The 22,239-nt window shown below is 61.6% G+C and carries 19 protein-coding genes; 16 read left to right on the top strand and 3 right to left on the bottom strand.

Annotated elements, in window-relative coordinates; all coding sequences use genetic code 11:
- Positions 1-276 precede the first annotated feature (276 nt).
- The 16 genes from mraZ (at position 277) to lpxC (ending at position 18,107) form a co-directional block, all read left to right on the top strand.
- The gene (gene mraZ / locus BLR63_RS17645) at positions 277-732 is read left to right on the top strand and encodes a division/cell wall cluster transcriptional repressor MraZ (RefSeq protein WP_003171868.1); all 456 of its coding nucleotides are present in this window, start codon (positions 277-279) and stop codon (positions 730-732) included.
- Positions 729-1,676: a 16S rRNA (cytosine(1402)-N(4))-methyltransferase RsmH gene (rsmH, locus tag BLR63_RS17640; protein WP_010565686.1), complete on the top strand. Its 948-nt coding sequence runs from the start codon at positions 729-731 to the stop codon at positions 1,674-1,676. The genes mraZ and rsmH overlap by 4 nt, the downstream gene beginning before the upstream one ends.
- A complete protein-coding gene (gene ftsL, locus BLR63_RS17635; RefSeq protein WP_010565685.1) occupies positions 1,673-1,966 on the top strand; it encodes a cell division protein FtsL in 294 nt (97 codons plus the stop codon). Before rsmH ends, ftsL begins: the two co-directional genes overlap by 4 nt.
- Positions 1,966-3,708, top strand: coding sequence for a peptidoglycan D,D-transpeptidase FtsI family protein (locus tag BLR63_RS17630; protein ID WP_162830769.1), 1,743 nt, complete (start codon positions 1,966-1,968; stop codon positions 3,706-3,708). Before ftsL ends, BLR63_RS17630 begins: the two co-directional genes overlap by 1 nt.
- Positions 3,708-5,171, top strand: a complete 1,464-nt coding sequence (locus BLR63_RS17625) for a UDP-N-acetylmuramoyl-L-alanyl-D-glutamate--2,6-diaminopimelate ligase (protein ID WP_010565683.1) — start codon at positions 3,708-3,710, stop codon at positions 5,169-5,171. The genes BLR63_RS17630 and BLR63_RS17625 overlap by 1 nt, the downstream gene beginning before the upstream one ends.
- Positions 5,164-6,534 carry a UDP-N-acetylmuramoyl-tripeptide--D-alanyl-D-alanine ligase gene (locus tag BLR63_RS17620; protein ID WP_010565682.1) on the top strand — a complete coding sequence of 457 codons (1,371 nt, stop codon included), beginning with the start codon at positions 5,164-5,166 and terminating at the stop codon, positions 6,532-6,534. Before BLR63_RS17625 ends, BLR63_RS17620 begins: the two co-directional genes overlap by 8 nt.
- Positions 6,534-7,616: a phospho-N-acetylmuramoyl-pentapeptide-transferase gene (gene mraY, locus BLR63_RS17615; protein ID WP_003171875.1), complete on the top strand. Its 1,083-nt coding sequence runs from the start codon at positions 6,534-6,536 to the stop codon at positions 7,614-7,616. The genes BLR63_RS17620 and mraY overlap by 1 nt, the downstream gene beginning before the upstream one ends.
- Before the next feature lie 6 nt (positions 7,617-7,622).
- Positions 7,623-8,969: a UDP-N-acetylmuramoyl-L-alanine--D-glutamate ligase gene (gene murD / locus BLR63_RS17610; protein ID WP_010565681.1), complete on the top strand. Its 1,347-nt coding sequence runs from the start codon at positions 7,623-7,625 to the stop codon at positions 8,967-8,969.
- Positions 8,966-10,189: a putative lipid II flippase FtsW gene (gene ftsW, locus BLR63_RS17605; protein ID WP_010565680.1), complete on the top strand. Its 1,224-nt coding sequence runs from the start codon at positions 8,966-8,968 to the stop codon at positions 10,187-10,189. Before murD ends, ftsW begins: the two co-directional genes overlap by 4 nt.
- Entirely contained in the window at positions 10,179-11,249 is a 1,071-nt protein-coding gene (gene murG, locus BLR63_RS17600) for an undecaprenyldiphospho-muramoylpentapeptide beta-N-acetylglucosaminyltransferase (protein ID WP_010565679.1), read from the top strand. Before ftsW ends, murG begins: the two co-directional genes overlap by 11 nt.
- Positions 11,242-12,702, top strand: a complete 1,461-nt coding sequence (murC, locus tag BLR63_RS17595; protein WP_010565678.1) for a UDP-N-acetylmuramate--L-alanine ligase — start codon at positions 11,242-11,244, stop codon at positions 12,700-12,702. Before murG ends, murC begins: the two co-directional genes overlap by 8 nt.
- Positions 12,699-13,655 carry a D-alanine--D-alanine ligase gene (locus BLR63_RS17590; protein WP_010565677.1) on the top strand — a complete coding sequence of 319 codons (957 nt, stop codon included), beginning with the start codon at positions 12,699-12,701 and terminating at the stop codon, positions 13,653-13,655. The genes murC and BLR63_RS17590 overlap by 4 nt, the downstream gene beginning before the upstream one ends.
- A gap of 4 nt (positions 13,656-13,659) precedes the next feature.
- Positions 13,660-14,529, top strand: coding sequence for a cell division protein FtsQ/DivIB (locus BLR63_RS17585; RefSeq protein ID WP_010565676.1), 870 nt, complete (start codon positions 13,660-13,662; stop codon positions 14,527-14,529).
- Positions 14,530-14,544: 15 nt separating this feature from the next.
- The gene (ftsA, locus tag BLR63_RS17580) at positions 14,545-15,807 is read left to right on the top strand and encodes a cell division protein FtsA (RefSeq protein ID WP_010565675.1); all 1,263 of its coding nucleotides are present in this window, start codon (positions 14,545-14,547) and stop codon (positions 15,805-15,807) included.
- A 79-nt stretch (positions 15,808-15,886) separates the two neighbouring features.
- Complete coding sequence (gene ftsZ, locus BLR63_RS17575; RefSeq protein WP_010565674.1) at positions 15,887-17,083, top strand: cell division protein FtsZ; 1,197 nt, start codon at positions 15,887-15,889, stop codon at positions 17,081-17,083.
- A 112-nt stretch (positions 17,084-17,195) separates the two neighbouring features.
- Positions 17,196-18,107, top strand: a complete 912-nt coding sequence (gene lpxC / locus BLR63_RS17570) for a UDP-3-O-acyl-N-acetylglucosamine deacetylase (RefSeq protein WP_010565673.1) — start codon at positions 17,196-17,198, stop codon at positions 18,105-18,107.
- A gap of 177 nt (positions 18,108-18,284) precedes the next feature.
- On the opposite strand, the gene BLR63_RS17565 is transcribed toward lpxC, so the two are convergent.
- The 3 genes from BLR63_RS17565 to BLR63_RS17555 all read right to left on the bottom strand — a co-directional run bounded on the left by BLR63_RS17565 (position 18,285) and on the right by BLR63_RS17555 (position 22,238).
- Positions 18,285-19,781, bottom strand: coding sequence for a diguanylate cyclase (locus tag BLR63_RS17565; RefSeq protein WP_042947012.1), 1,497 nt, complete (start codon positions 19,779-19,781; stop codon positions 18,285-18,287).
- Between the two features lie 425 nt (positions 19,782-20,206).
- The gene (locus BLR63_RS17560; protein ID WP_010565671.1) at positions 20,207-21,571 is read right to left on the bottom strand and encodes a heavy metal sensor histidine kinase; all 1,365 of its coding nucleotides are present in this window, start codon (positions 21,569-21,571) and stop codon (positions 20,207-20,209) included.
- Positions 21,561-22,238, bottom strand: coding sequence for a heavy metal response regulator transcription factor (locus tag BLR63_RS17555; protein WP_010565670.1), 678 nt, complete (start codon positions 22,236-22,238; stop codon positions 21,561-21,563). The genes BLR63_RS17560 and BLR63_RS17555 overlap by 11 nt, the downstream gene beginning before the upstream one ends.
- Between the last annotated feature and the right edge of the window lies 1 nt (position 22,239).

Raw genomic sequence — 22,239 nt, 5'->3', positions numbered from 1 at the left:
GCGTCTTCGTAATACCAAAAAAATCTTACTCTTAATAAATCACTTTAACTTTAAGCCATAGCTCTCTGAGCTATTTGTGCTTGTTGGGCCAAAAATATCGCCGAACTCGGGTTTCTCCTCCTTTTGCGCTCCTAAATCTCCGTTCTGTAAGGCTTTTCCTTGAATCCGCGCCTTGACGGTGTGGTGGGCGCATTCCTATAGTGTGCGCAAGTGGCGAAAAGTGGTGCAAAGTGGGTTTTTTGAACCTGGAACGCTAAAATTTGGAGAAACGCATCTGTGTTTCGCGGAGCTAACGCTATCAGTCTCGATGCAAAAGGCCGTCTCGCCATGCCGAGCCGGTATCGTGACGAGCTGATTTCGCGAAGTTCCGGGCAGTTAATCATCACCATCGATGCCGTTGACCCTTGTTTATGTGTTTACCCGCTCGACGAGTGGGAGTTGATCGAAACCAAGTTGCGCGCTCTGCCTTCATTGCGTGAAGAAAACCGCCGGCTGCAGCGTTTGCTGATCGGTAATGCCGTCGACCTCGAGCTCGATGGCAGTGGTCGTTTCCTGGTGCCGCCGCGTTTGCGCGAGTACGCCAAGCTGGATAAGCGCGCAATGCTGGTGGGCCAACTGAACAAGTTCCAATTGTGGGACGAAGATGCCTGGGATGCTGTTTCCGCAGCTGACCTGGCTGCTATTCAACAACCGGGCGCCATGCCTGACGAACTGCGTGATTTGATCCTGTGACTATTGATAGCGGCTTTAACCACATCACCGTACTGCTTGACGAAGCCGTTGAGGCTCTCGCCGTACGCGCGGATGGCTGCTATCTGGATGGGACGTTCGGCAGGGGCGGGCATAGTCGGTTGATACTCAGCCAGCTTGGGTCCGACGGCAGGCTCCTCGGGTTCGACAAAGACCCCCAAGCGATTGCCACCGGGCAAGCGCTAGCGGCCGAAGACGGCCGCTTTGTCGTTGTACAGCGCAGCTTTGCCGAGCTGGGTGCCGAAGTCGCCGAGCGCGGCATGGCAGGCAAGGTGGCCGGGGTTTTGCTCGACCTGGGCGTGTCTTCGCCGCAGCTTGACGACCCGGAGCGCGGCTTCAGTTTCATGAACGATGGCCCGCTCGACATGCGTATGGACCCGACCCGTGGCGTCAGTGCCGCGCAGTTCATCGCCACCGCGCCGGTGGAAGAAATCGCCCGTGTGTTCAAGGAGTACGGTGAAGAACGTTTCGCCGGACGCATGGCCCGTGCCGTGGTCGAGCGCCGTGAAATCCAGCCGTTCGAACGCACCGCCGACCTGGCCGAAGTGCTGAAAGTCGCCAACCCTGCATGGGAAAAAGGCAAAAACCCTGCCACTCGTGCGTTTCAGGGCCTGCGCATTCACGTCAATAACGAATTGGGCGACCTGGAGGCCGGTCTCGAGGCCGCTCTCGAGGCGCTGGAAGTGGGCGGTCGCCTGGTGGTGATCAGCTTCCACTCCCTGGAAGACCGTATCGTCAAATTGTTCATGCGTCGCCTGGTCAAGGGTGAGTCCGATAACCTGCCGCGTAACCTGCCGGTGCGTTTCGAAGCTTTTGTGCCGAAAATCAAAATCCATGGCAAAGCGCAGTTCGCTTCCGAAGCCGAACTCAAGGCCAACCCGCGTGCCCGCAGTGCTGTCATGCGTGTTGCGGAGAAGCTGCGGTGAGCAGGCTTTATGCCAAGCCGCTCCCGGGCGGCAGCTTCGTTATGTTGCTGCTGTTTATCGGTGTGCTGGTCTCCGCTATTGCGGTGTCTTACAGCGCCCACTACAACCGTCAACTGCTCAACACCCTGTACGGTGAGCTGAGCGTGCGCGATAAGGCGCAGGCGGAGTGGGGGCGGCTGATCCTGGAGCAGAGTACCTGGACCGCCCACAGCCGCATTGAAGTGCTGGCCACCGAACAGCTGAAGATGCATATCCCAAGCGCATCCGAAGTCCGCATGGTGGCGCCATGATGAAACTCGAGGGTGCACTCTACCCCTGGCGCTTCCGCCTGATGCTCGGCTTGCTGGCATTGATGGTGGGCGCGATCGCCTGGCGTATCATCGACCTGCAGGTGGTCGACCGCGACTTCCTGATCGGCCAGGGCGATGCCCGTAGCCTGCGTCATATTCCAATTCCCGCGCACCGCGGCCTGATTACCGACCGTAATGGCGAGCCTTTGGCCGTCAGTACCCCGGTGACGACCCTGTGGGCCAACGCCAAGGAATTGCAGGTGGCCAAGGATCGCTGGCCGTCACTCGCCGTCGCTCTGGGCCAGGACCCGAAAGCCCTGTCCGAACGCCTGGAAGCCCAGGCCAACAAAGAATTCATCTACCTGGTCCGTGGCCTCACCCCCGAGCAAGGCCAGCAGGTGCTCGATCTTAAAGTCCCCGGTGTCTACGGCATCGAGGAATTCCGTCGTTTCTACCCGGCCGGTGAAACCACCGCCCATATGGTGGGCTTTACCGACATCGACGACCACGGTCGCGAAGGCGTGGAGCTGGCCTACGATGAATGGCTGGCCGGGGTTCCAGGCAAACGACAAGTCATCAAGGATCGGCGCGGCAGGCTGATCAAGGATGTCCAAGTCACCAAGAACGCCAAGGCCGGTAAGCCCTTGGCGTTGTCGATTGACCTGCGTCTGCAGTACCTGGCCAACCGCGAGTTGCGTAACGCGATCATCGAGAACGGCGCCAAGGCCGGCAGTCTGGTGATCATGGACGTGAAGACCGGCGAGATCCTCGCCATGGTCAACCAGCCGACCTACAACCCGAACAACCGTCGCAACCTGCAACCGGCGATGATGCGCAACCGCGCCATGATCGACGTGTTCGAGCCGGGTTCGACCATGAAAGCCATCTCCATGAGCGCCGCCCTCGAAACCGGGCGCTGGAAACCTAGCGACAAGGTCGAGGTGTATCCAGGCACCTTGCAGTTGGGCAAATACACCATTCGTGACGTGTCCCGCACTGAAGGCCCGGTGCTGGATTTGACAGGTATCCTGATCAACTCCAGTAACGTGGGCATGAGCAAGGTCGCCTTCGATATCGGCGGCGAAACCATCTACCACCTGGCGCAGAAAATCGGTCTGGGCCAACCTACTGGCCTCGACTTCCCTGGCGAGCGCGTGGGCAACCTGCCGAACTACCGCGACTGGAAAAAGGCCGAGACCGCCACGCTTTCGTATGGTTATGGCCTGTCGGTCACCGCGATCCAACTGGTCCACGCGTTCTCTGTATTGGCCAATAACGGTCGCATGGTTCCTTTGAGTCTGATCCACGTCGACGAGGCGCCGAAAGCCACCCAGGTGATCCCGGAAAACGTCGCCAAGACCATGCAGGGCATGCTGCAACAAGTGATCGAAGCGCCACGGGGCGTGTTCCGTGCCCAGGTGCCGGCCTATCACGTGGCCGGCAAGTCGGGTACCGCACGTAAAACGTCGGTGGGCACCAAGGGCTACGCCGAAAACTCCTACCGTTCGCTGTTCGCCGGCTTTGGCCCGATGAGCGATCCACGCTACGCCATCGTGGTGGTGATCGATGAACCGAGCAAAGCCGGTTACTTCGGTGGCCTGGTATCGGCGCCGGTGTTCAGCAAAGTGATGTCCGGCACCCTGCGCCTGATGAACATCACGCCGGACAACCTGCCGCCGACCCAACAAGCGAACGCCGGACCACCGGCCGCAGCGGTAAAAGCCAATGGAGGGCGCGGCTGATGTCTCTTAGCCTGAACAAGATTTTTGCCCACGCCGGTCGCGATCTTCTGATTCGCGAGCTGAGCCTGGACAGCCGTAATGTGCGCGCCGGCGACCTGTTCCTCGCGGTACCTGGCGGCAAGTTCGATGGCCGTGCGCACATTGCCGATGCCTTGCAACGCGGTGCGGCGGCAGTGGCCTATGAAGTGGAAGGCGCCACCGTGCTGCCGATCACCGATGTGCCGTTGATTCCTGTCAAAGGCCTGGCCGCGCAGTTGTCGGACATCGCCGGGCGTTTCTACGGCGACCCGAGCCGCCACTTGAACCTGATTGGCGTGACCGGCACCAACGGCAAGACCAGCGTGACCCAATTGGTCGCCCAGGCCCTCGACCTGTTGGGCCAGCACTGCGGCATCGTTGGTACCCTCGGGACCGGTTTCTATGGCGCGCTGCAAAGCGGCCTGCACACCACGCCGAACCCGATCGCCGTGCAAGCGACCCTGGCCGACCTGAAAAAGGCCGGTGCCAAGGCGGTTGCCATGGAAGTGTCTTCCCACGGCCTGGACCAGGGGCGCGTCACTGCGCTGGCGTTCGATGTGGCGGTGATGACCAACCTGTCCCGCGATCACCTTGACTACCACGGCACCATGGAGGCTTACGCGGCCGCCAAGGCCAAGCTGTTTGCCTGGAACGACCTCAAGTGCCGGGTGGTGAACCTGGACGACGCCTTTGGTCGTCAATTGGCTGCCGAAGACAGCGAAGCGCGCCTGATCAGCTATAGCCTGGAAGACGCCAGCGCTTACCTGTATTGCCGCGAAGCCCAATTCAATGACGAAGGCGTGCGCGCCACACTGGTCACGCCACAGGGCGAGCACCATCTGCGCAGCACGTTGCTCGGTCGTTTCAACCTGAGCAACGTGCTCGCCGCCATCGGTGCATTGCTTGGCCTGGATTACGCCCTGGACGAAATCCTGCGTGTGCTGCCGAAGCTGGAAGGCCCGGCCGGTCGCATGCAGCGTTTGGGCGGTGGTTCGCAGCCGCTGGTGGTGGTCGATTACGCCCATACCCCCGACGCGCTGGAAAAAGTCCTCTCAGCCCTGCGCCCGCACGCCAAGGGCAAATTGCTCTGCCTGTTCGGTTGCGGCGGTGATCGCGATCGCGGCAAGCGTCCGTTGATGGCCGAGATTGTCGAGCGCCTGGCCGATGGCGTGCTCGTTACCGACGACAATCCGCGCAGCGAAGACCCGAGCCAGATTTTCGACGACATCCGTGCAGGCTTCAAAGACGTGTCCAAGGTCGCCTTCGTGGCCGGTCGCGGCGTGGCCATTGCCCAGTTGATTGCCAGCGCCCGCGCTGACGATGTGGTGGTACTGGCCGGTAAAGGCCACGAGGACTACCAGGAAATCAACGGCGAACGGCATACCTTCTCCGATCTGGTCGAGGCCGATCGCGCCTTGTCCGCCTGGGAGGTCGCCCATGCTTAAGCCCATGAAGTTCAGCGAACTGACCCAGGCCTTGTCGGCCCGCGTACTGTCGAGTGATTGCAGCTTCGACGGCGTCAGTATCGACAGTCGCAACATCAAGCCAGGGCAACTCTTTGTCGCGTTGGCCGGCCCACGTTTCGACGGCCACGACTACCTCAACGAAGTGGCCGCCAAAGGCGCCGTGGGTGCCTTGGTGCAGCGTGAAGTCGCGGACTCCACCTTGGCGCAATTGCTGGTCGCCGATACGCGCCTGGCCCTGGGGCAGTTGGGCGCGCTGAACCGTGCCGCGTTCACCAAGCCGGTTGTGGCCATTACCGGTTCCAGCGGCAAGACCACGGTCAAGGAGCTGCTCGCCGGTGTCCTGCGCACACGTGGGCCGGTGCTCGCGACCCGTGGCAACCTCAACAATGATTTCGGCGCACCGCTGACCTTGCTCGAACTGGCCCCGGAACACACGGCAGCAGTGATCGAACTGGGCGCTTCACGTATCGGCGAAATCGCCTACACCGTGGCGCTGACCAAGCCCCACGTGGCAATTATCAACAACGCCGGGACCGCCCACGTCGGTGAGTTCGGCGGCCCGGAGAAGATCGTCCAAGCCAAGGGCGAAATCCTCGAAGGCCTCGATGCCTCGGGCACTGCGGTATTGAATCTTGACGACAAGGCCTTCGAGACCTGGCGTGTACGCGCCGCCGGTCGCAAGGTGCTGACGTTTGCCGTGTCGAATGCAGCGGCGGATTTCCACGCATCCGACATCGCGGTCGATGCCCGTGGTTGCCCGTCCTTCACCTTGCACACTCCGCAAGGCAGCGAGCACGTACAGCTGAATCTGCTGGGCAACCACAACGTCGCCAATGCCCTGGCCGCCGCCGCCGCTGCTTACGCCCTGGGCGTGTCGTCGTTCGGTATCGCAACCGGGCTGGGTGCGGTGCAGCCGGTCAAGGGACGCACCGTCGCGCAACTGGCGAGCAACGGCATGCGCGTGATCGACGACACCTACAACGCCAACCCGTCCTCCATCAACGCCGCCGTTGACCTGCTCAAAGGTTTTGCCGGGCGCAAGGTGCTGGTGCTGGGGGATATCGGCGAGCTGGGCGACTGGGCCGAACAAGGTCACCGTGAAGTCGGCGCCTATGCGGCCGGCAAAGTCGATGCCCTCTACGCCGTCGGCACCAACATGGCCCATGCCGTTGACGCTTTCGGCCCCGGTGCGCGGCATTTTGCCACCCAGGCCGAGTTGATCCAGGCGCTGCGCGCGGGCGAACAAGACAAACACACAACCATTTTGATCAAGGGATCGCGCAGCGCGGTGATGGAAAACGTCGTCGTAGCCTTGTGTGGCTCAAGTACGGAGAAACATTAATGCTGCTGCTGCTGGCTGAGTATCTGCAACAGTTCCACAAAGGCTTCGCGGTCTTCCAGTACCTGACCCTGCGCGGGATTCTGGGTGTGCTGACCGCGCTGTCTCTGTCGCTGTTCCTGGGACCGTGGATGATCCGCACCCTGCAGAACCTGCAAATTGGTCAATCGGTTCGCAATGACGGCCCGCAGTCGCACCTGTCCAAATCCGGCACCCCGACCATGGGCGGCGCACTGATCCTGTCGTCCATCGGTATCAGTACCTTGCTCTGGGCCGACCTGCACAACCGCTACGTCTGGGTGGTGCTGTTGGTGACCTTGCTGTTCGGCGCCATCGGTTGGGTCGACGACTATCGCAAAGTGATCGAGAAAAACTCCAAGGGGCTGCCAAGCCGCTGGAAGTATTTCTGGCAGTCGGTATTCGGCCTGGCCGCCGCGATCTTCCTCTACACGACCGCGCCAAGCGCCGTCGAGACCACCTTGATCATCCCGATGCTCAAGGATGCGAGCATTCCCCTGGGCATCGGCTTCGTGGTTCTGACCTACTTCGTGATCGTAGGCTCCAGCAACGCGGTGAACCTGACCGACGGCCTCGACGGCCTGGCGATCATGCCGACGGTAATGGTGGGCGGTGCGCTCGGCATCTTCTGCTACCTGTCGGGTAACGTGAAATTCGCCGAATACCTGCTGATCCCTTACGTGCCGGGCGCCGGTGAGCTGATCGTGTTCTGCGGCGCGCTGATCGGTGCGGGCCTGGGCTTCCTATGGTTCAACACCTATCCCGCGCAAGTGTTCATGGGGGACGTCGGCGCGCTGGCGCTGGGCGCGGCCCTGGGCACCATCGCCGTGATCGTTCGCCAGGAAATCGTGTTGTTCATCATGGGCGGTGTGTTCGTGATGGAAACCCTGTCGGTGGTCATCCAGGTGGCCTCCTTCAAATTGACCGGGCGCCGCGTGTTCCGCATGGCACCGATCCACCACCACTTTGAACTCAAGGGCTGGCCTGAGCCGCGCGTGATCGTCCGATTCTGGATCATCACCGTGATTCTCGTACTGGTCGGCCTTGCCACCCTGAAACTGAGGTAGAAACGAGTGTCCCTGATCGCTTCAGACCACTTCCGCATCGTTGTCGGCCTCGGCAAGAGCGGCATGTCCCTGGTTCGCTTCCTGGCGAACCGGGGCACGTCGTTTGCCGTGGCCGATACGCGGGAAAATCCACCGGAGCTGGTCACGCTGCGCCGTGACTACCCGCACGTGGAAGTGCGTTGTGGCGAGTTGGATGTCGAGTTTCTGTGCCGCGCCGACGAGCTCTATGTGAGCCCCGGCCTGGCCCTGGCGACACCGGCCCTGCAAGCTGCAGCGGCGCGTGGCGTGAAGCTGTCCGGCGATATCGACCTGTTTGCCCGTAACGCAAAGGCGCCGATCGTGGCCATCAGCGGTTCCAACGCGAAAAGCACCGTGACCACCCTGGTCGGCGAGATGGCGGCTGCGGCCGGCAAGCGCGTGGCCGTGGGCGGCAATCTCGGCACGCCGGCACTGGATCTGCTCAGCGACGACGTCGAGCTGTACGTGATGGAACTGTCGAGCTTCCAGCTGGAAACCACCCACGACCTGGGCGCTGAAGTGGCCACGGTGCTCAACGTCAGCGAAGACCACATGGACCGCTACAGCGGCCTGCCGGCTTATCACCTGGCCAAGCACCGGATCTTCCGCGGCGCCAAGCAAGTGGTGGTCAACCGCCAGGACGCCCTGAGCCGTCCATTGATGGGCGAGGGCTTGCCGTGCTGGACCTTCGGCCTGGGCAAACCCGATTTCAAGGCCTTCGGTATCCGTGAAGAAAACGGCGAGAAATACCTGGCCTTTGAATTCCAGAACCTGATGCCGGTGCGCGAGCTGAAAATCCGTGGCGCCCACAACCAGTCCAACGCCTTGGCGGCACTGGCGCTGGGGCATGCCGTGGGCTTGCCGTTCGACGCCATGCTCTCGAGCCTGCGCACCTTCGGCGGCCTCGAGCATCGTTGCCAGTGGGTACGCGACCTTGATGGCGTCAGCTATTACAACGATTCCAAGGCCACCAATGTCGGTGCGGCCCTGGCCGCCATCGAGGGCCTGGGCGCCGACATCGACGGCAAGCTTCTACTGATCGCCGGTGGCGACGGCAAAGGCGCCGATTTCAAGGACCTCAAGGGGCCGGTGGCCGAGCATTGCCGCGCCGTGGTGCTGTTGGGCCGCGATGCCGACTTGATCGCCGCCGCCTTGGGCGATGCCGTGCCGCAAGTACGCGCCAGTTCCCTCGATGACGCGATTGCCCAGTGCCGGGCCCTGGCCCAGCCGGGTGACGCGGTGCTGCTGTCGCCGGCCTGCGCCAGTTTCGACATGTTCAAGAACTACGAAGAGCGTGGCCATCTGTTCGCCCGCGCCGTGGAGGCCTTGGCATGAGCATCAACTTCCGGAACATCATCAAGCCCTACCCATCGCCGATCATCACCGGGCGCGGTATCGATCTGGATTTCCCGATGCTCGCCGGCTGCCTGGCGCTGCTGGGCCTGGGCCTGGTGATGATCACGTCGGCGTCCTCCGAAGTGGCCGCCGTACAGTCGGGCAATACGCTGTACATGATGATCCGTCACTTGGTGTACCTGGTGCTCGGCCTCGGCGCGTGCGTCGTGACCATGATGATCCCCATCGCCACCTGGCAACGCCTGGGCTGGTTGATGCTGATCGGTGCGTTCGGCTTGCTGGTCATGGTGATCCTGCCGGGTATCGGTCGCGAGGTGAACGGTTCGATGCGCTGGATCGGCTTCGGTGCGTTCAACGTGCAGCCTTCGGAAATCGCCAAGGTGTTCGTGGTGATCTACCTCGCCGGCTACCTGGTGCGGCGTCAGAAAGAAGTGCGCGAAAGCTGGATGGGTTTTTTCAAGCCGTTCATCGTGCTGCTGCCGATGGCCGGCCTGTTGCTGATGGAACCCGACTTCGGCGCCACCGTAGTGATGATGGGTGCGGCAGCGGCGATGCTGTTCCTTGGCGGCGTGGGCCTGTTCCGCTTCACCTTGATGGTGGTGCTGGCGGTGGCTGCGGTGACGGTGCTGGTACAGGCGCAACCTTACCGGATGGCGCGTCTGATTACCTTCACCGACCCCTGGTCCGATCAGTTCGGCTCCGGCTACCAGTTGACCCAGGCGCTGATCGCCTTCGGTCGCGGCGAGTGGCTGGGCGTGGGCCTGGGCAACAGCGTACAGAAACAGTTCTACCTGCCGGAAGCGCACACCGACTTCGTGTTCTCGGTACTGGCCGAAGAGCTTGGCGTGGTCGGTTCGCTGTGCACCGTCGCGTTGTTCGTGTTCGTGTGTGTGCGCGGCATGTACATCGGCTTGTGGGCCGAGAAGGCCAAACAGTATTTCGCTGCCTATGTGGCGTATGGCTTGTCGTTCCTGTGGATCGGCCAGTTCCTGATCAATATCGGTGTGAACGTCGGCCTGCTGCCGACCAAGGGCCTGACCTTGCCGTTCCTCAGTTACGGCGGCAGTTCGTTGGTGATCTGCTGTGCGTGCCTGGGCTTGTTGCTGCGCATCGAGTGGGAGAGTCGAACCCACCTGGGCAGCGAAGAGATGGAGTTCAGCGAAAGCGACTTCGCCGAGGAGCCGACCCATGGGCGCTAACGTGCTGATCATGGCGGGCGGCACCGGGGGCCATGTGTTTCCGGCCCTGGCCTGCGCGCGGGAATTCCAGAGCCGTGGCTACAGCGTGCACTGGCTGGGAACGCCGCGCGGCATCGAAAACGAATTGGTGCCAAGCGCCGGCTTGCCGCTGCATTTGATCAACGTCGCCGGCCTGCGCGGCAAGAGCAAGTTGTCCCTGCTCAAGGCGCCGTTCGTGTTGCTCAAGGCTGTTTGGCAGGCACGCAAGGTCATACGTGAAGTGAAACCGGTGTGTGTGCTCGGCTTTGGCGGTTACGTGACCGGTCCGGGTGGCGTCGCGGCCAAGCTCGCTGGCGTGCCGGTGATCGTGCACGAGCAGAACGCCGTGGCCGGTACCGCCAATCGCCTGCTGGTGCCCCTGGCGGCGCGAGTGTGTGAAGCGTTCCCCAACACGTTCAGTGCGTCGGGCAAGCGTCGCACCACCGGCAACCCGGTGCGTACCGAGCTGTTCATGGGCATTGCCCGTGAGGCCCTGGCCGGGCGCAAGGCACATCTGCTGATCCTGGGCGGAAGCCTGGGCGCCGAGCCATTGAACAAATTGCTGCCTGAAGCGCTGGCGCAATTGCCTGTGGCGTTGCGCCCGGAGATCTTCCACCAGGCCGGCAAGAACCACGATGAAGTGACCGCCACGCGGTATCGCGAGGCCGGTGTGGAAGCCACCGTGCAGCCCTTCATCAAAGACATGGCCCATGCCTATGGCTGGGCCGACCTGGTGGTCTGTCGCGCTGGTGCGCTGACCGTCAGTGAACTGGCCGCCGCCGGTCTGCCGTCCTTGCTGGTGCCTTTGCCCCACGCAATCGACGACCACCAGACCCGCAACGCCGAATATTTGGCCGGGGAGGGCGCTGCCTTCCTGCTGCCGCAAAGAACGACTGGCGCCGCCGATTTGGCCGCACGCCTGACCGAGGTTTTGATGCAACCGGAACGACTCAACAGCATGGCGAGCACCGCAAGCCGCCTGGCCAAACCTGATGCCACCCGCACCGTGGTCGATATCTGCCTGGAGGTGGCCCATGGTTGAGAATCAGAAAGCCATGCCACAACCGGAAATGCGCCGCATCCGTCGCATCCACTTCGTCGGTATCGGCGGCGTGGGCATGTGCGGCATTGCCGAAGTGTTGCTGAACCTGGGTTACCAGGTGTCCGGCTCCGACTTGAAAGAGTCGCCGGTCACTGAGCGCCTGAAGTCGTTCGGTGCGCGAATCTTTATCGGCCACCGCGCCGAAAACGCCGCCGATTCCGATGTGCTGGTGGTATCGAGCGCCGTGAATACCTCCAACCCGGAAGTGGCCACCGCCCTCGAACGCCGCATTCCCGTGGTGCCCCGCGCCGAGATGCTGGCCGAGCTGATGCGCTATCGCCACGGCATCGCTGTCGCCGGTACTCACGGTAAGACCACCACCACCAGCCTGATCGCTTCGGTGTTCGCTGCCGGTGGCCTGGACCCGACGTTCGTGATCGGTGGCCGTCTGAATGCCGCGGGCACCAATGCCCAGCTCGGCACCAGCCGTTACCTGATCGCCGAAGCCGATGAAAGCGATGCCAGCTTCCTGCACCTGCAACCGCTGGTCGCTGTGGTCACCAACATCGATGAAGACCACATGGCGACCTACGACGGTGACTTCAATAAGTTGAAGAAAACCTTCGTCGAGTTTCTGCACAACCTGCCGTTCTACGGTTTGGCCGTGGTGTGCCTGGATGATCCGGTGGTGCGCGAAATCCTGCCGCTGGTCAAGCGTCCGACCGTGACCTACGGCTTCAGCGAAGACGCCGACGTGCGCGCGATCAATGTGCGCCAGGAAGGCATGCAAACCTTCTTCACCGTGCTGCGTCCCGACCGCGAGCCGCTGGACGTGTCGGTGAACATGCCGGGCAACCACAACGTGCTCAATTCCCTGGCGACCATCTGCATCGCTTCCGATGAGGGCGTCAGCGATGAAGCCATCGTCGAGGGCCTGTCGCGCTTTGCCGGCGTGGGCCGTCGCTTCCAGGTCTACGGCCAGTTGCCGGTGGAAGGCGGCGACGTGATGCTGGTGGACGACTACGGTCACCACCCGACCGAAGTCGCGGCCGTGATCAAGGCCGTGCGCGGTGGTTGGCCGGAGCGCCGCCTGGTGATGGTCTACCAGCCGCACCGCTACAGCCGTACCCGCGACCTGTACGACGATTTCGTCAATGTACTGGCCGATGCCAACGTATTGCTGTTGATGGAAGTCTATCCGGCCGGCGAAGAGCCAATCCCCGGTGCCGACAGTCGCAAGCTGTGCAACAGCATCCGCCAGCGTGGCCAACTGGACCCGATCTATATCGAACGTGGCGTGGACCTGGCTCCGATCGTCAAGCCGCTGCTGCGTGCCGGCGACATCCTGTTGTGCCAGGGTGCCGGTGACATCGGCGGCCTTGCTCCTAAATTGCTGGCGAGCCCCTTGTTCGTAAAAGAAGGCTTCGCCGCAGAAAAGGGGAAGTCGAAATGACCACGAACTACGGCTCCCTGTTCTCCACCGTCCCGCCTGCCGACTTCGGCCGCGTGGCCGTGCTGTTCGGCGGCAAGAGTGCCGAGCGCGAAGTGTCGCTCAAGTCCGGCAACGCCGTGCTTGAAGCCCTGCAAAGCGCTGGCGTGAACGCGTTCGGTATCGACGTGGGCGATGATTTTCTCGCCCGCTTGCAGGCCGAGAAAATCGACCGCGCCTTTATCATCCTGCACGGCCGTGGCGGTGAAGACGGCAGCATGCAAGGCTTGCTCGAGTGCGCCGGCATCCCCTACACCGGCAGCGGCATCCTCGCGTCGGCGCTGGCCATGGACAAGTTGCGCACCAAACAGGTCTGGCACAGCCTGGGTATTCCCACCCCGCGTCACAGTGTTCTGTGCAGCGAAGACGATTGTATTTCTGCAGCCAAGGAACTGGGCCTGCCTTTGATCGTCAAACCAGCCCATGAAGGCTCCAGTATCGGCATGGCCAAAGTGAACTCGGCCGCCGAATTGATCGACGCATGGAAAGCGGCCAGTACCTACGATTCGCAAGTGTTGGTGGAACAGTGGATCCAGGGTCCCGAGTACACCATCGCCACCCTGCGTGGCCAGGTATTGCCGCCCATCGCCTTGGGCACGCCCCACACTTTTTACGATTACGACGCCAAGTACCTGGCTTCCGATACCCAGTACCGGATTCCGTGCGGCCTTGACGCAACCAAAGAACAGGAATTGATGGACCTCACGGCAAAAGCCTGTGAGGCGCTGGGTATCGCCGGTTGGGCGCGGGCAGACGTGATGCAGGATGACCAAGGGAATTTCTGGTTCCTGGAAGTCAACACCGCTCCCGGGATGACCGACCACAGCCTGGTACCTATGGCCGCTCGCGCCGCCGGTCTGGATTTCCAGCAGTTGGTGCTGGCGATTCTTGCCGCCAGTATCGAGCCACGAGGCTAAGGACATGAAAGGCGCATCGCTTCGTCATCAGCCCCCCCAAGCACCCGGCCGCAAGCCGGTGCCACGGGGTGCCAGTCGGATGGTGGCTAAAGAGCCGATGTCGGCGCGCCTGCCGAAAGCCAATTTTGGTTTCCTCAAGGCGCTGTTCTGGCCGGTGCTGCTGGTGGTGTTGGGTTTTGGCACTTACGAAGGCGCCCAGCGTCTATTGCCGTATGCCGATCGCCCGATCACCAAGATCAGCGTGCAGGGTGACTTGAGCTACATCAGCCAGCAGGCGGTGCAGCAGCGTATCGGTCCGTTCCTGGCGGCGAGCTTCTTCACCATCGACCTGGCCGGCATGCGCCGGGAACTGGAACAGATGCCGTGGATCGCCCACGCGGAAGTGCGTCGTGTATGGCCGGATCAGGTGACGATCCGCCTGGAAGAGCAACTGCCCGTGGCCCGTTGGGGCGACGAAGCGCTGTTGAACAACCAGGGCCAGGCGTTCACGCCGCGTGAACTGGCCAACTACGAGCACCTGCCGCAGTTGTTCGGGCCGCAGCGGGCGCAGCAGCAAGTGATGCAGCAGTACCAGGCCTTTAGCCAGATGCTGCGGCCACTGGGCTTCTCCATTGCACGCCTGGAATTGCGTGAACGGGGCAGCTGGTTTTTGACGACCGGGGCCGGCAGTTCCGGCCCGGGCATCGAGTTGTTGCTGGGACGCGACCGCTTGGTGGAAAAGATGCGCCGTTTCATTGCCATCTATGACAAGACCTTGAAAGAACAGATTACGAACATTGCAAGCGTCGACCTGCGTTACGCCAACGGCCTTGCCGTCGGCTGGCGTGAACCGGCTGCGCCCACGGCAGTGCAACCCGCTGTCGCGAAGAATTAAGAAGAGGCAGGACCCATGGCAAACGTGCAAAGCGGCAAAATGATCGTCGGTCTCGATATCGGCACCTCCAAGGTGGTGGCGCTGGTGGGCGAGGTCGGGGAAGACGGCACGATCGAAATCGTCGGTATTGGCACGCATCCGTCCCGGGGCCTGAAGAAGGGCGTGGTGGTGAACATCGAGTCCACCGTGCAATCGATCCAGCGCGCTATCGAAGAAGCGCAGCTGATGGCCGGTTGCCGGATTCACTCGGCGTTCGTCGGCGTCGCCGGCAACCACATCCGCAGCCTGAACTCCCACGGCATCGTGGCGATCCGCGACCGTGAAGTCAGCGCGGCCGACCTCGAGCGTGTGCTCGATGCCGCCCAGGCCGTGGCGATTCCGGCGGACCAGCGCGTGCTGCACACCTTGCCGCAGGATTACGTGATCGATAACCAGGAAGGCGTTCGCGAGCCCCTGGGCATGTCGGGCGTACGTCTGGAGGCCAAGGTCCACGTGGTCACCTGCGCCGTCAATGCGGCACAGAACATTGAAAAGTGCGTGCGCCGTTGCGGCCTGGAAATCGACGACATCATTCTCGAGCAACTGGCTTCGGCCTACTCGGTACTGACCGACGATGAAAAAGAACTGGGCGTGTGCCTGGTGGACATTGGCGGTGGCACCACCGACATCGCGATCTTCACCGAGGGTGCGATCCGTCACACCGCCGTGATCCCGATCGCCGGCGACCAGGTCACCAACGACATCGCCATGGCGCTGCGTACACCGACCCAGTACGCCGAAGAAATCAAGATCCGCTACGCCTGTGCCCTGGCCAAGCTGGCCGGTGCCGGTGAAACCATCAAGGTGCCAAGCGTGGGCGATCGTCCGCCGCGCGAACTGTCGCGCCAGGCCCTGGCCGAAGTGGTCGAGCCGCGCTACGACGAACTGTTCACCCTGATCCAGGCTGAACTGCGCCGCAGCGGCTACGAAGATTTGATCCCGGCCGGCATCGTGCTGACCGGTGGCACCTCGAAGATGGAAGGCGCGGTCGAATTGGCCGAAGAGATCTTCCACATGCCCGTGCGCCTTGGTGTGCCCCATGGCGTGAAAGGCCTCGGCGACGTGGTGCGCAACCCGATTTATTCCACCGGCGTGGGCTTGCTGTTGTACGGGCTGCAGAAGCAGACCGACGGCATTTCCCTGTCGGGCCCGAGCAACCGTGACAGCTACCGCAGCGACGACGACGCCAAGGCGCCGTTGTTGGAGCGGTTGCAGGCTTGGGTGAAAGGCAATTTCTAAAGATTTATCGCAACACCGTTCCACGGCTGTAGATGTAGGCAGTAGGCGAAAAAACTAGAGAACTGAAAGGAGAGGGAACATGTTCGAACTCGTAGACAACATCCCCGCCAGCCCGGTCATTAAAGTGATCGGTGTCGGCGGTGGCGGCGGCAACGCTGTCAACCACATGGTCAAGAGCAACATTGAAGGCGTTGAATTCATCTGCGCCAACACAGATGCCCAGGCTCTGAAAAGCATCGGCGCGCGCACCATCCTGCAATTGGGCACCGCCGTGACCAAGGGCCTCGGTGCTGGTGCCAATCCGGAAGTCGGCCGTCAAGCCGCCCTGGAAGACCGCGAGCGTATTGCCGAAGTGCTGCAAGGCACCAACATGGTGTTCATCACCACTGGCATGGGCGGCGGTACCGGTACCGGTGCTGCACCGATCATCGCCGAAGTGGCCAAGGAAATGGGGATCCTGACGGTTGCCGTCGTGACCCGTCCGTTCCCGTTCGAAGGCCGCAAGCGCATGCAGATCGCCGACGAAGGCATCCGTCTGCTGTCCGAAAGCGTCGACTCGTTGATCACCATCCCCAACGAGAAGCTGCTGACCATCCTGGGCAAGGACGCGAGCCTGCTGTCCGCATTCGCCAAGGCTGACGATGTACTGGCTGGTGCCGTTCGCGGTATTTCCGACATCATCAAGCGCCCGGGCATGATCAACGTCGACTTTGCCGACGTACGTACCGTAATGAGCGAAATGGGCATGGCGATGATGGGCACTGGCTGCGCCAGCGGTCCGAACCGTGCACGCGAAGCCACCGAAGCCGCCATCCGCAACCCGTTGCTCGAAGACGTGAACCTGCAAGGCGCACGCGGCATCCTGGTGAACATCACCGCCGGTCCTGACCTGTCCCTGGGCGAGTACTCCGACGTGGGTAGCATCATCGAAGCCTTCGCTTCCGAGCACGCCATGGTCAAGGTCGGTACCGTTATCGATCCGGACATGCGCGACGAACTGCACGTGACCGTGGTTGCCACCGGCCTGGGTGCGAAGATCGAGAAGCCTGTAAAGGTCATCGACAACACCCTGCACACCGGCCAGTCCAGCCAAGCCGCCGCCGCTCCAGCGCCTGCGCGCCAGGAACTGCCGTCGGTCAACTACCGTGATCTGGACCGCCCGACCGTGATGCGCAACCAGGCTCAGGCCGGTGCTGCGGCGTCCCGTAGCCCGAATCCGCAAGATGATCTGGACTACCTGGATATCCCGGCATTCCTGCGTCGTCAGGCCGATTAATGGAATGTATCAGGGCTATGAAGGTGATTGGTGTTCAGCAAAGGTCTGGTCTGCTATCATCGCCAGCCTTTGTTGATACCAGTTCGCAATTTGCGCTGAAGCGGTCCAAGCCATGATTAAACAACGCACCCTGAAGAATATTATTCGTGCCACAGGTGTAGGTCTGCACTCCGGGGAGAAGGTATACCTGACCCTCAAGCCTGCACCTGTCGACACCGGCATCGTGTTTGTGCGTGCCGACCTGGACCCTGTGGTGCAGATTCCTGCTCGCGCGGAAAACGTTGGCGAAACCACGATGTCGACCACACTGGTCAACGGTGACGTCAAAGTGGACACGGTGGAGCACTTGCTCTCGGCCATGGCCGGCCTGGGCATCGATAACGCCTACGTCGAGCTCTCCGCGTCCGAAGTCCCGATCATGGATGGCAGCGCTGGCCCCTTCGTATTCTTGATTCAATCTGCCGGCCTGGAAGAACAGGACGCAGCCAAGAAGTTCATTCGCATTCTGCGGGAAGTGACAGTAGAAGACGGCGACAAGCGCGCCACCTTCGTCCCGTTCGAAGGCTTTAAAGTGAGCTTTGAGATCGATTTCGATCACCCGGTATTCCGTGACCGCATCCAAAGTGCAAGCGTGGATTTTTCCAGCACTTCGTTCGTAAAAGAAGTCAGCCGCGCCCGTACCTTTGGTTTCATGAGTGACATCGAGTACCTGCGCAAGCACAACCTCGCACTCGGCGGCAGCGTTGAAAACGCCATTGTGGTCGACGCGGATGGTGTACTGAACGAAGACGGCCTTCGCTACGAAGACGAATTCGTCAAGCACAAGATCCTCGATGCAATCGGTGACCTCTACCTGCTGGGCAATAGCCTGATAGGCGAGTTCAAAGGCTTCAAGTCGGGCCACGCCCTTAACAACCAGCTGCTGCGCAAGTTGATTGAGCAGACAGACGCTTGGGAAGTCGTGACCTTCGAAGATGCCAGCACCGCACCGATCTCTTACATGCGTCCCGTCGCGGCGGTGTAAGTCACAACTCTCTTTCTTTAGTTTTAGGGCTGCCTTCGGGTGGCCTTTTTTATGTGCATGCGATTCTGTAGGAACGAGCTTGCTCGCGAAAAACCCATAGGCCCCGCGGGTTGCCTGATTATGCTGCGTCATCGTTAGCGATCTTCGCGAGCAAGCTCGCTCCTACCCACAGGCACATCAGGCGGGATTTTCAGCTTCCACGATTCGATTGCGTCCGCTGTGCTTGGCCTCATACAACGCTTGGTCGGCACTGAGCAGCAAAGTTTCCAGCGACAGGCGGCTGCGTTTATCCCAGGTACACATACCGATACTGACGGTGATCGGTCGTTCGGCGCCGGCTACCTGTGGCAAGTGCTCGACGCCATTGCGGATATGTTCAGCAATCAGCCATGCGCCTCTGGAGTCGGTGGCCGGCAACACCACGGCGAATTCCTCCCCGCCATAACGTGCGGCCAGGTCGGCCGGGCGCCGGATATTGTTGCCGATCACCTGGGCAACGTTGCGCAACGCTTCATCGCCGCCGTGATGACCATGGCGGTCGTTGAAGGCCTTGAAATGGTCGACGTCGATCATCAACAGCGTCAGCGGTTCGGCGGACCGCTGGGCGCGGTCCCATTCCAGGCGCAGGCGTTGGTCCAGCATGCGGCGGTTGGCCAGGCCGGTGAGTGCGTCGGTGGCTGCCAGTTCTGACAGCACCTTCTCCGCGCGATAACGGCGTCGCAGTTCCCGGCGTAACATCCAGGTCAGCCATAACAGGCCAATACACAGGATGCCGGTGGCGCCGCCGGTCAGCATCGCTGCGCGGTTCCAGGGGGCGAACACATCCTCGCTGGACAGCACCACCACCACAATCAGAGGCAGCTCGCCGACGTTGCTGAAGGTGTACAAGCGCTCCTTGCCGGTGATGCCTGAGACGGCGCGAAAGCTGCCGCTTCCATCGCGCACTATGCGTTTGAAGTTGGGAAAGTCGCTCAGGTCCTTGTTGATCATGTCGCGCTCCAGCAGCGGTTGCTGGGCCAGGAGGATGCCGTGGTCGTTCAGCAGGTTGACCGAGCTGCTATTGCCGATGGTCAGGCTGTTGAACAACTGATCGAAGTACGCCAGGCGCATGGTGGCCACCGCGACTCCGGCGAATTCACCGTCGGCGCCGATGACGCGGCGGCTGAATGCAATGCGCCAGACCTGCTCGCAATTGCACTGGATCTTGAACGGACGGCTGATGAACAGGCCAGCCTGGGTGGCATTTTTGTGCGCGAGGAAGAAGTCGCGATCGGCGAAGCTACGTGGGGTCGGCTTGAGCGTCGAGGAGTCAGCGACGACGCTGCCATTGGCGTCCAGCAACAGCACTTCGCCTTTGAACGGCGCGGCCGCCGACCGTTCAAACTGCACCAGGTGTCGGATGTCTGCCGATACCTTGGACAAATCCGTGCGCTGCGTGGCCGCGATCAGCCCTTGCAGTGCGAGGTCATAGAGCTCGACGTTACGCAGCACATCCGCATTGATCAGTTGGGCAATGTTAGTGGTTGAGCGTTTGGCTGCCTGTAGGGCGCTGGTGTGCTCGCGGATCAACAACGCCGAGACCATGATCACGATCAACGCAACGGCGAGGCCACTGCCCAGCATCAGCAACAGCTCTGGGCGTTCAGGCGGGGTACGAGCAGGGTGTTGACTCATCGGACAGACTTTAGTGGTGAAGATGCTGGCAGTTTAGTTGTACCCGATGAAAATTGATTGTTTGGTTGAAAAGAAAGCGCAGCGCCTTACAACACATTGATCGGATAGACGACACGATCACCCGGTATTCACTCCCAATCCACCGCCGAGTAGCCATTACCACTGCTGTACGTAAGGCCAAGGTCGCGGCGGAAGGTGGCCTTTTTGACAAAAAAAAGCCGCTGGGACTCAGCGGCTTTAAAGACAGATTCCCAGTGTAGAGCCCTGGAAATAAGTCGAGGGAAATTTGGGTAAGCGGGTCAGGTGTGTTTGCCGTCGCGCTCATCGATGCGTCAAATTAACGCAGGTGAACGGTGTGATACAGAGTGTAACAAGATAATGACTGTTACCTAAATCGCAAGGGTAGGGGCCGGCCCCTGCCGGGCTCAGACGGGCAGGGTGATGCCAAAGGTGTTGCCGCCGCGCTCGCTGCGCACGAACACATCGCCGCCATGCATCAACGCAATGGCCTTGACGATTGCCAGGCCCAACCCGTGATTCGCCCCGCTGTTACTGCGCGAAGCATCCACCCGATAAAACCGTTCGAACAGCCGGGGCAGGTGCTCGCTGGCAATGGTGTCGCCAGGGTTGGTCACGCCGATCGCCACTTGGTGCGCCTGTACGTCGATGTTCACCTCGATCACCTGTCCCGGCGCGGTGTGTTGCACCGCGTTGCTCAACAGGTTGATCAGGGCGCGACGCAGGTGGGCTTTTTCGATCTGCACCACGGCGTCACCGTGTACGCGCACTTGGACTTGGGCGTCTTCGAGGATGAAATCCAGGTAGTCGAGGGTGGTCGCTACTTCGTCGGCCAGGGAGCTTTCGATCAGTTTGGTGGCCTTGCTGCCCTGGTCGGCACTGGCCAGGAACAGCATGTCGTTGATGATCGAGCGCAGGCGCTCCAGTTCTTCCAGGTTCGATTGCAGGACCTCGAAGTAATGCTCGGCCGAACGCCCGCGCGTCAACGCCACCTGGGTCTGGCCGATCAGGTTGGTCAGCGGCGAGCGCAGTTCGTGGGCCACGTCGGCGTTGAACGACTCCAGGCGTGAATAGGCTTGCTCGACGCGATCCAGGGTGGCGTTGAACGAGCTGACGAACTGGCGCAGTTCCGGCGGCAATGGCGACAGTTGCAGGCGCCCCGAGAGCTTGGGCGGTGCGAGTTTTTGTGCTTCGTCCGAGAGTCTGCCCAAGGGTTTGAGGCCGATGCGCGAGACCCAGAACCCCAGCAGCGCGGCCAGGACCACGCCGACAAACGCCAGGCTGATCAGCGCCACCAGTAAATGGTGTTGGGTGGCGCGGAAGTTTTCGGTGTCGATGGCGATCATGAAGCGCAACGGCGGGCGCTGCTCCTGGGCGGGGAACTGGCTCACCAGCACTTTGAACGGGTCGTCATGGCCGGCCAGGCGCAAGTCGCGCTTGCCGGTCGGGCCGGCGGCGAAGGCGCGGATCTGTGCATCGGGGTTGCCATACTCGTAGTTCGGATCGCTGCTCACCACCCAGAAACGGATGCGCTTGTCTTCCTCCGCCAGCAACTTGAGCTTGGCTTTGATCTTGACCCAATGTTCCGGCGTGCCGAAACGCGTCACCGATGACTCCAGCACGCTGTAGCGCGCATCCAGTTCGGCCTCCGGCAGCAGGCCCAGGCCACGGTCCACCTGCTGATAGAGCGCGCCGCCGATCAACAGGAAGATCAGCAGCGCCACCAGGGTGAACATGCCGCTCAGGCGCAGGGCGATGGAATTAGTCGACACTGCGGCTCTCCAGCACATAGCCCATGCCACGGATGGTGTGCAGCAGCTTGGTGTCGAACGGCCCATCGAGCTTGGCGCGCAGGCGCTTGATCGCCACTTCCACCACGTTGGCGTCGCTGTCGAAATTGATGTCCCAGACCATTTCCGCTATTGCCGTCTTGGACAGGATTTCCCCCTGGCGCCGCGCCAATACGCTGAGCAGCGAGAACTCCTTGGCGGTCAGGTCCAGGCGCATGCCGTTGCGGCTGGCCTTGCGGCTGATCAGGTCGATCCACAGGTCGGCCACCGTCACTTGCACCGGTTCGTGGCCACCGCTGCGGCGGGTCAGGGCTTGCAGGCGCGCCACCAGTTCAAGGAAGGAAAACGGCTTGCCCAGGTAATCGTCGGCGCCTTCGCGCAGGCCACGAATGCGGTCTTCCACGCGCTCGCGGGCGGTGAGCATGATCACCGGCGTCTGCTTGCGCGCGCGCAGGGCGCGCAGCACACCAAAGCCGTCGAGGCCGGGCAGCATCACGTCGAGCACGATCACCGCGTAATCGTTCTCCAGCGCCAGGTGCAAACCCTCCACGCCTTCGCGCGCCACATCGACGGTGTAGCCTTGTTCCGTCAGGCCGCGATGCAGGTAGTCCGCGGTTTTTTCTTCATCTTCAACGATCAGGACGCGCATG

This window comes from Pseudomonas extremaustralis, assembly GCF_900102035.1.
Lineage (GTDB): Bacteria > Pseudomonadota > Gammaproteobacteria > Pseudomonadales > Pseudomonadaceae > Aquipseudomonas > Aquipseudomonas extremaustralis.
The sequence above is the reverse complement of the archived record's forward strand: the minus strand, read 5'-3'. Positions and strand labels throughout refer to the sequence as shown.

Bases quoted from the DNA above. Each gene is read 5' to 3' on its own strand.
- BLR63_RS17630 (WP_162830769.1), top strand. From the start codon at position 1,966: ATGAAACTCGAGGGTGCACTCTACCCCTGGCGCTTCCGCCTGATGCTC.
- BLR63_RS17625 (WP_010565683.1), top strand. From the start codon at position 3,708: ATGTCTCTTAGCCTGAACAAGATTTTTGCCCACGCCGGTCGCGATCTT.
- BLR63_RS17620 (WP_010565682.1), top strand. From the start codon at position 5,164: ATGCTTAAGCCCATGAAGTTCAGCGAACTGACCCAGGCCTTGTCGGCC.
- mraY (WP_003171875.1), top strand. From the start codon at position 6,534: ATGCTGCTGCTGCTGGCTGAGTATCTGCAACAGTTCCACAAAGGCTTC.
- ftsW (WP_010565680.1), top strand. From the start codon at position 8,966: ATGAGCATCAACTTCCGGAACATCATCAAGCCCTACCCATCGCCGATC.
- murG (WP_010565679.1), top strand. From the start codon at position 10,179: ATGGGCGCTAACGTGCTGATCATGGCGGGCGGCACCGGGGGCCATGTG.
- murC (WP_010565678.1), top strand. From the start codon at position 11,242: ATGGTTGAGAATCAGAAAGCCATGCCACAACCGGAAATGCGCCGCATC.
- BLR63_RS17590 (WP_010565677.1), top strand. From the start codon at position 12,699: ATGACCACGAACTACGGCTCCCTGTTCTCCACCGTCCCGCCTGCCGAC.
- BLR63_RS17585 (WP_010565676.1), top strand. From the start codon at position 13,660: ATGAAAGGCGCATCGCTTCGTCATCAGCCCCCCCAAGCACCCGGCCGC.
- ftsA (WP_010565675.1), top strand. From the start codon at position 14,545: ATGGCAAACGTGCAAAGCGGCAAAATGATCGTCGGTCTCGATATCGGC.
- ftsZ (WP_010565674.1), top strand. From the start codon at position 15,887: ATGTTCGAACTCGTAGACAACATCCCCGCCAGCCCGGTCATTAAAGTG.
- lpxC (WP_010565673.1), top strand. From the start codon at position 17,196: ATGATTAAACAACGCACCCTGAAGAATATTATTCGTGCCACAGGTGTA.
- BLR63_RS17565 (WP_042947012.1), bottom strand. From the start codon at position 19,781: ATGAGTCAACACCCTGCTCGTACCCCGCCTGAACGCCCAGAGCTGTTG.
- BLR63_RS17555 (WP_010565670.1), bottom strand. From the start codon at position 22,238: ATGCGCGTCCTGATCGTTGAAGATGAAGAAAAAACCGCGGACTACCTG.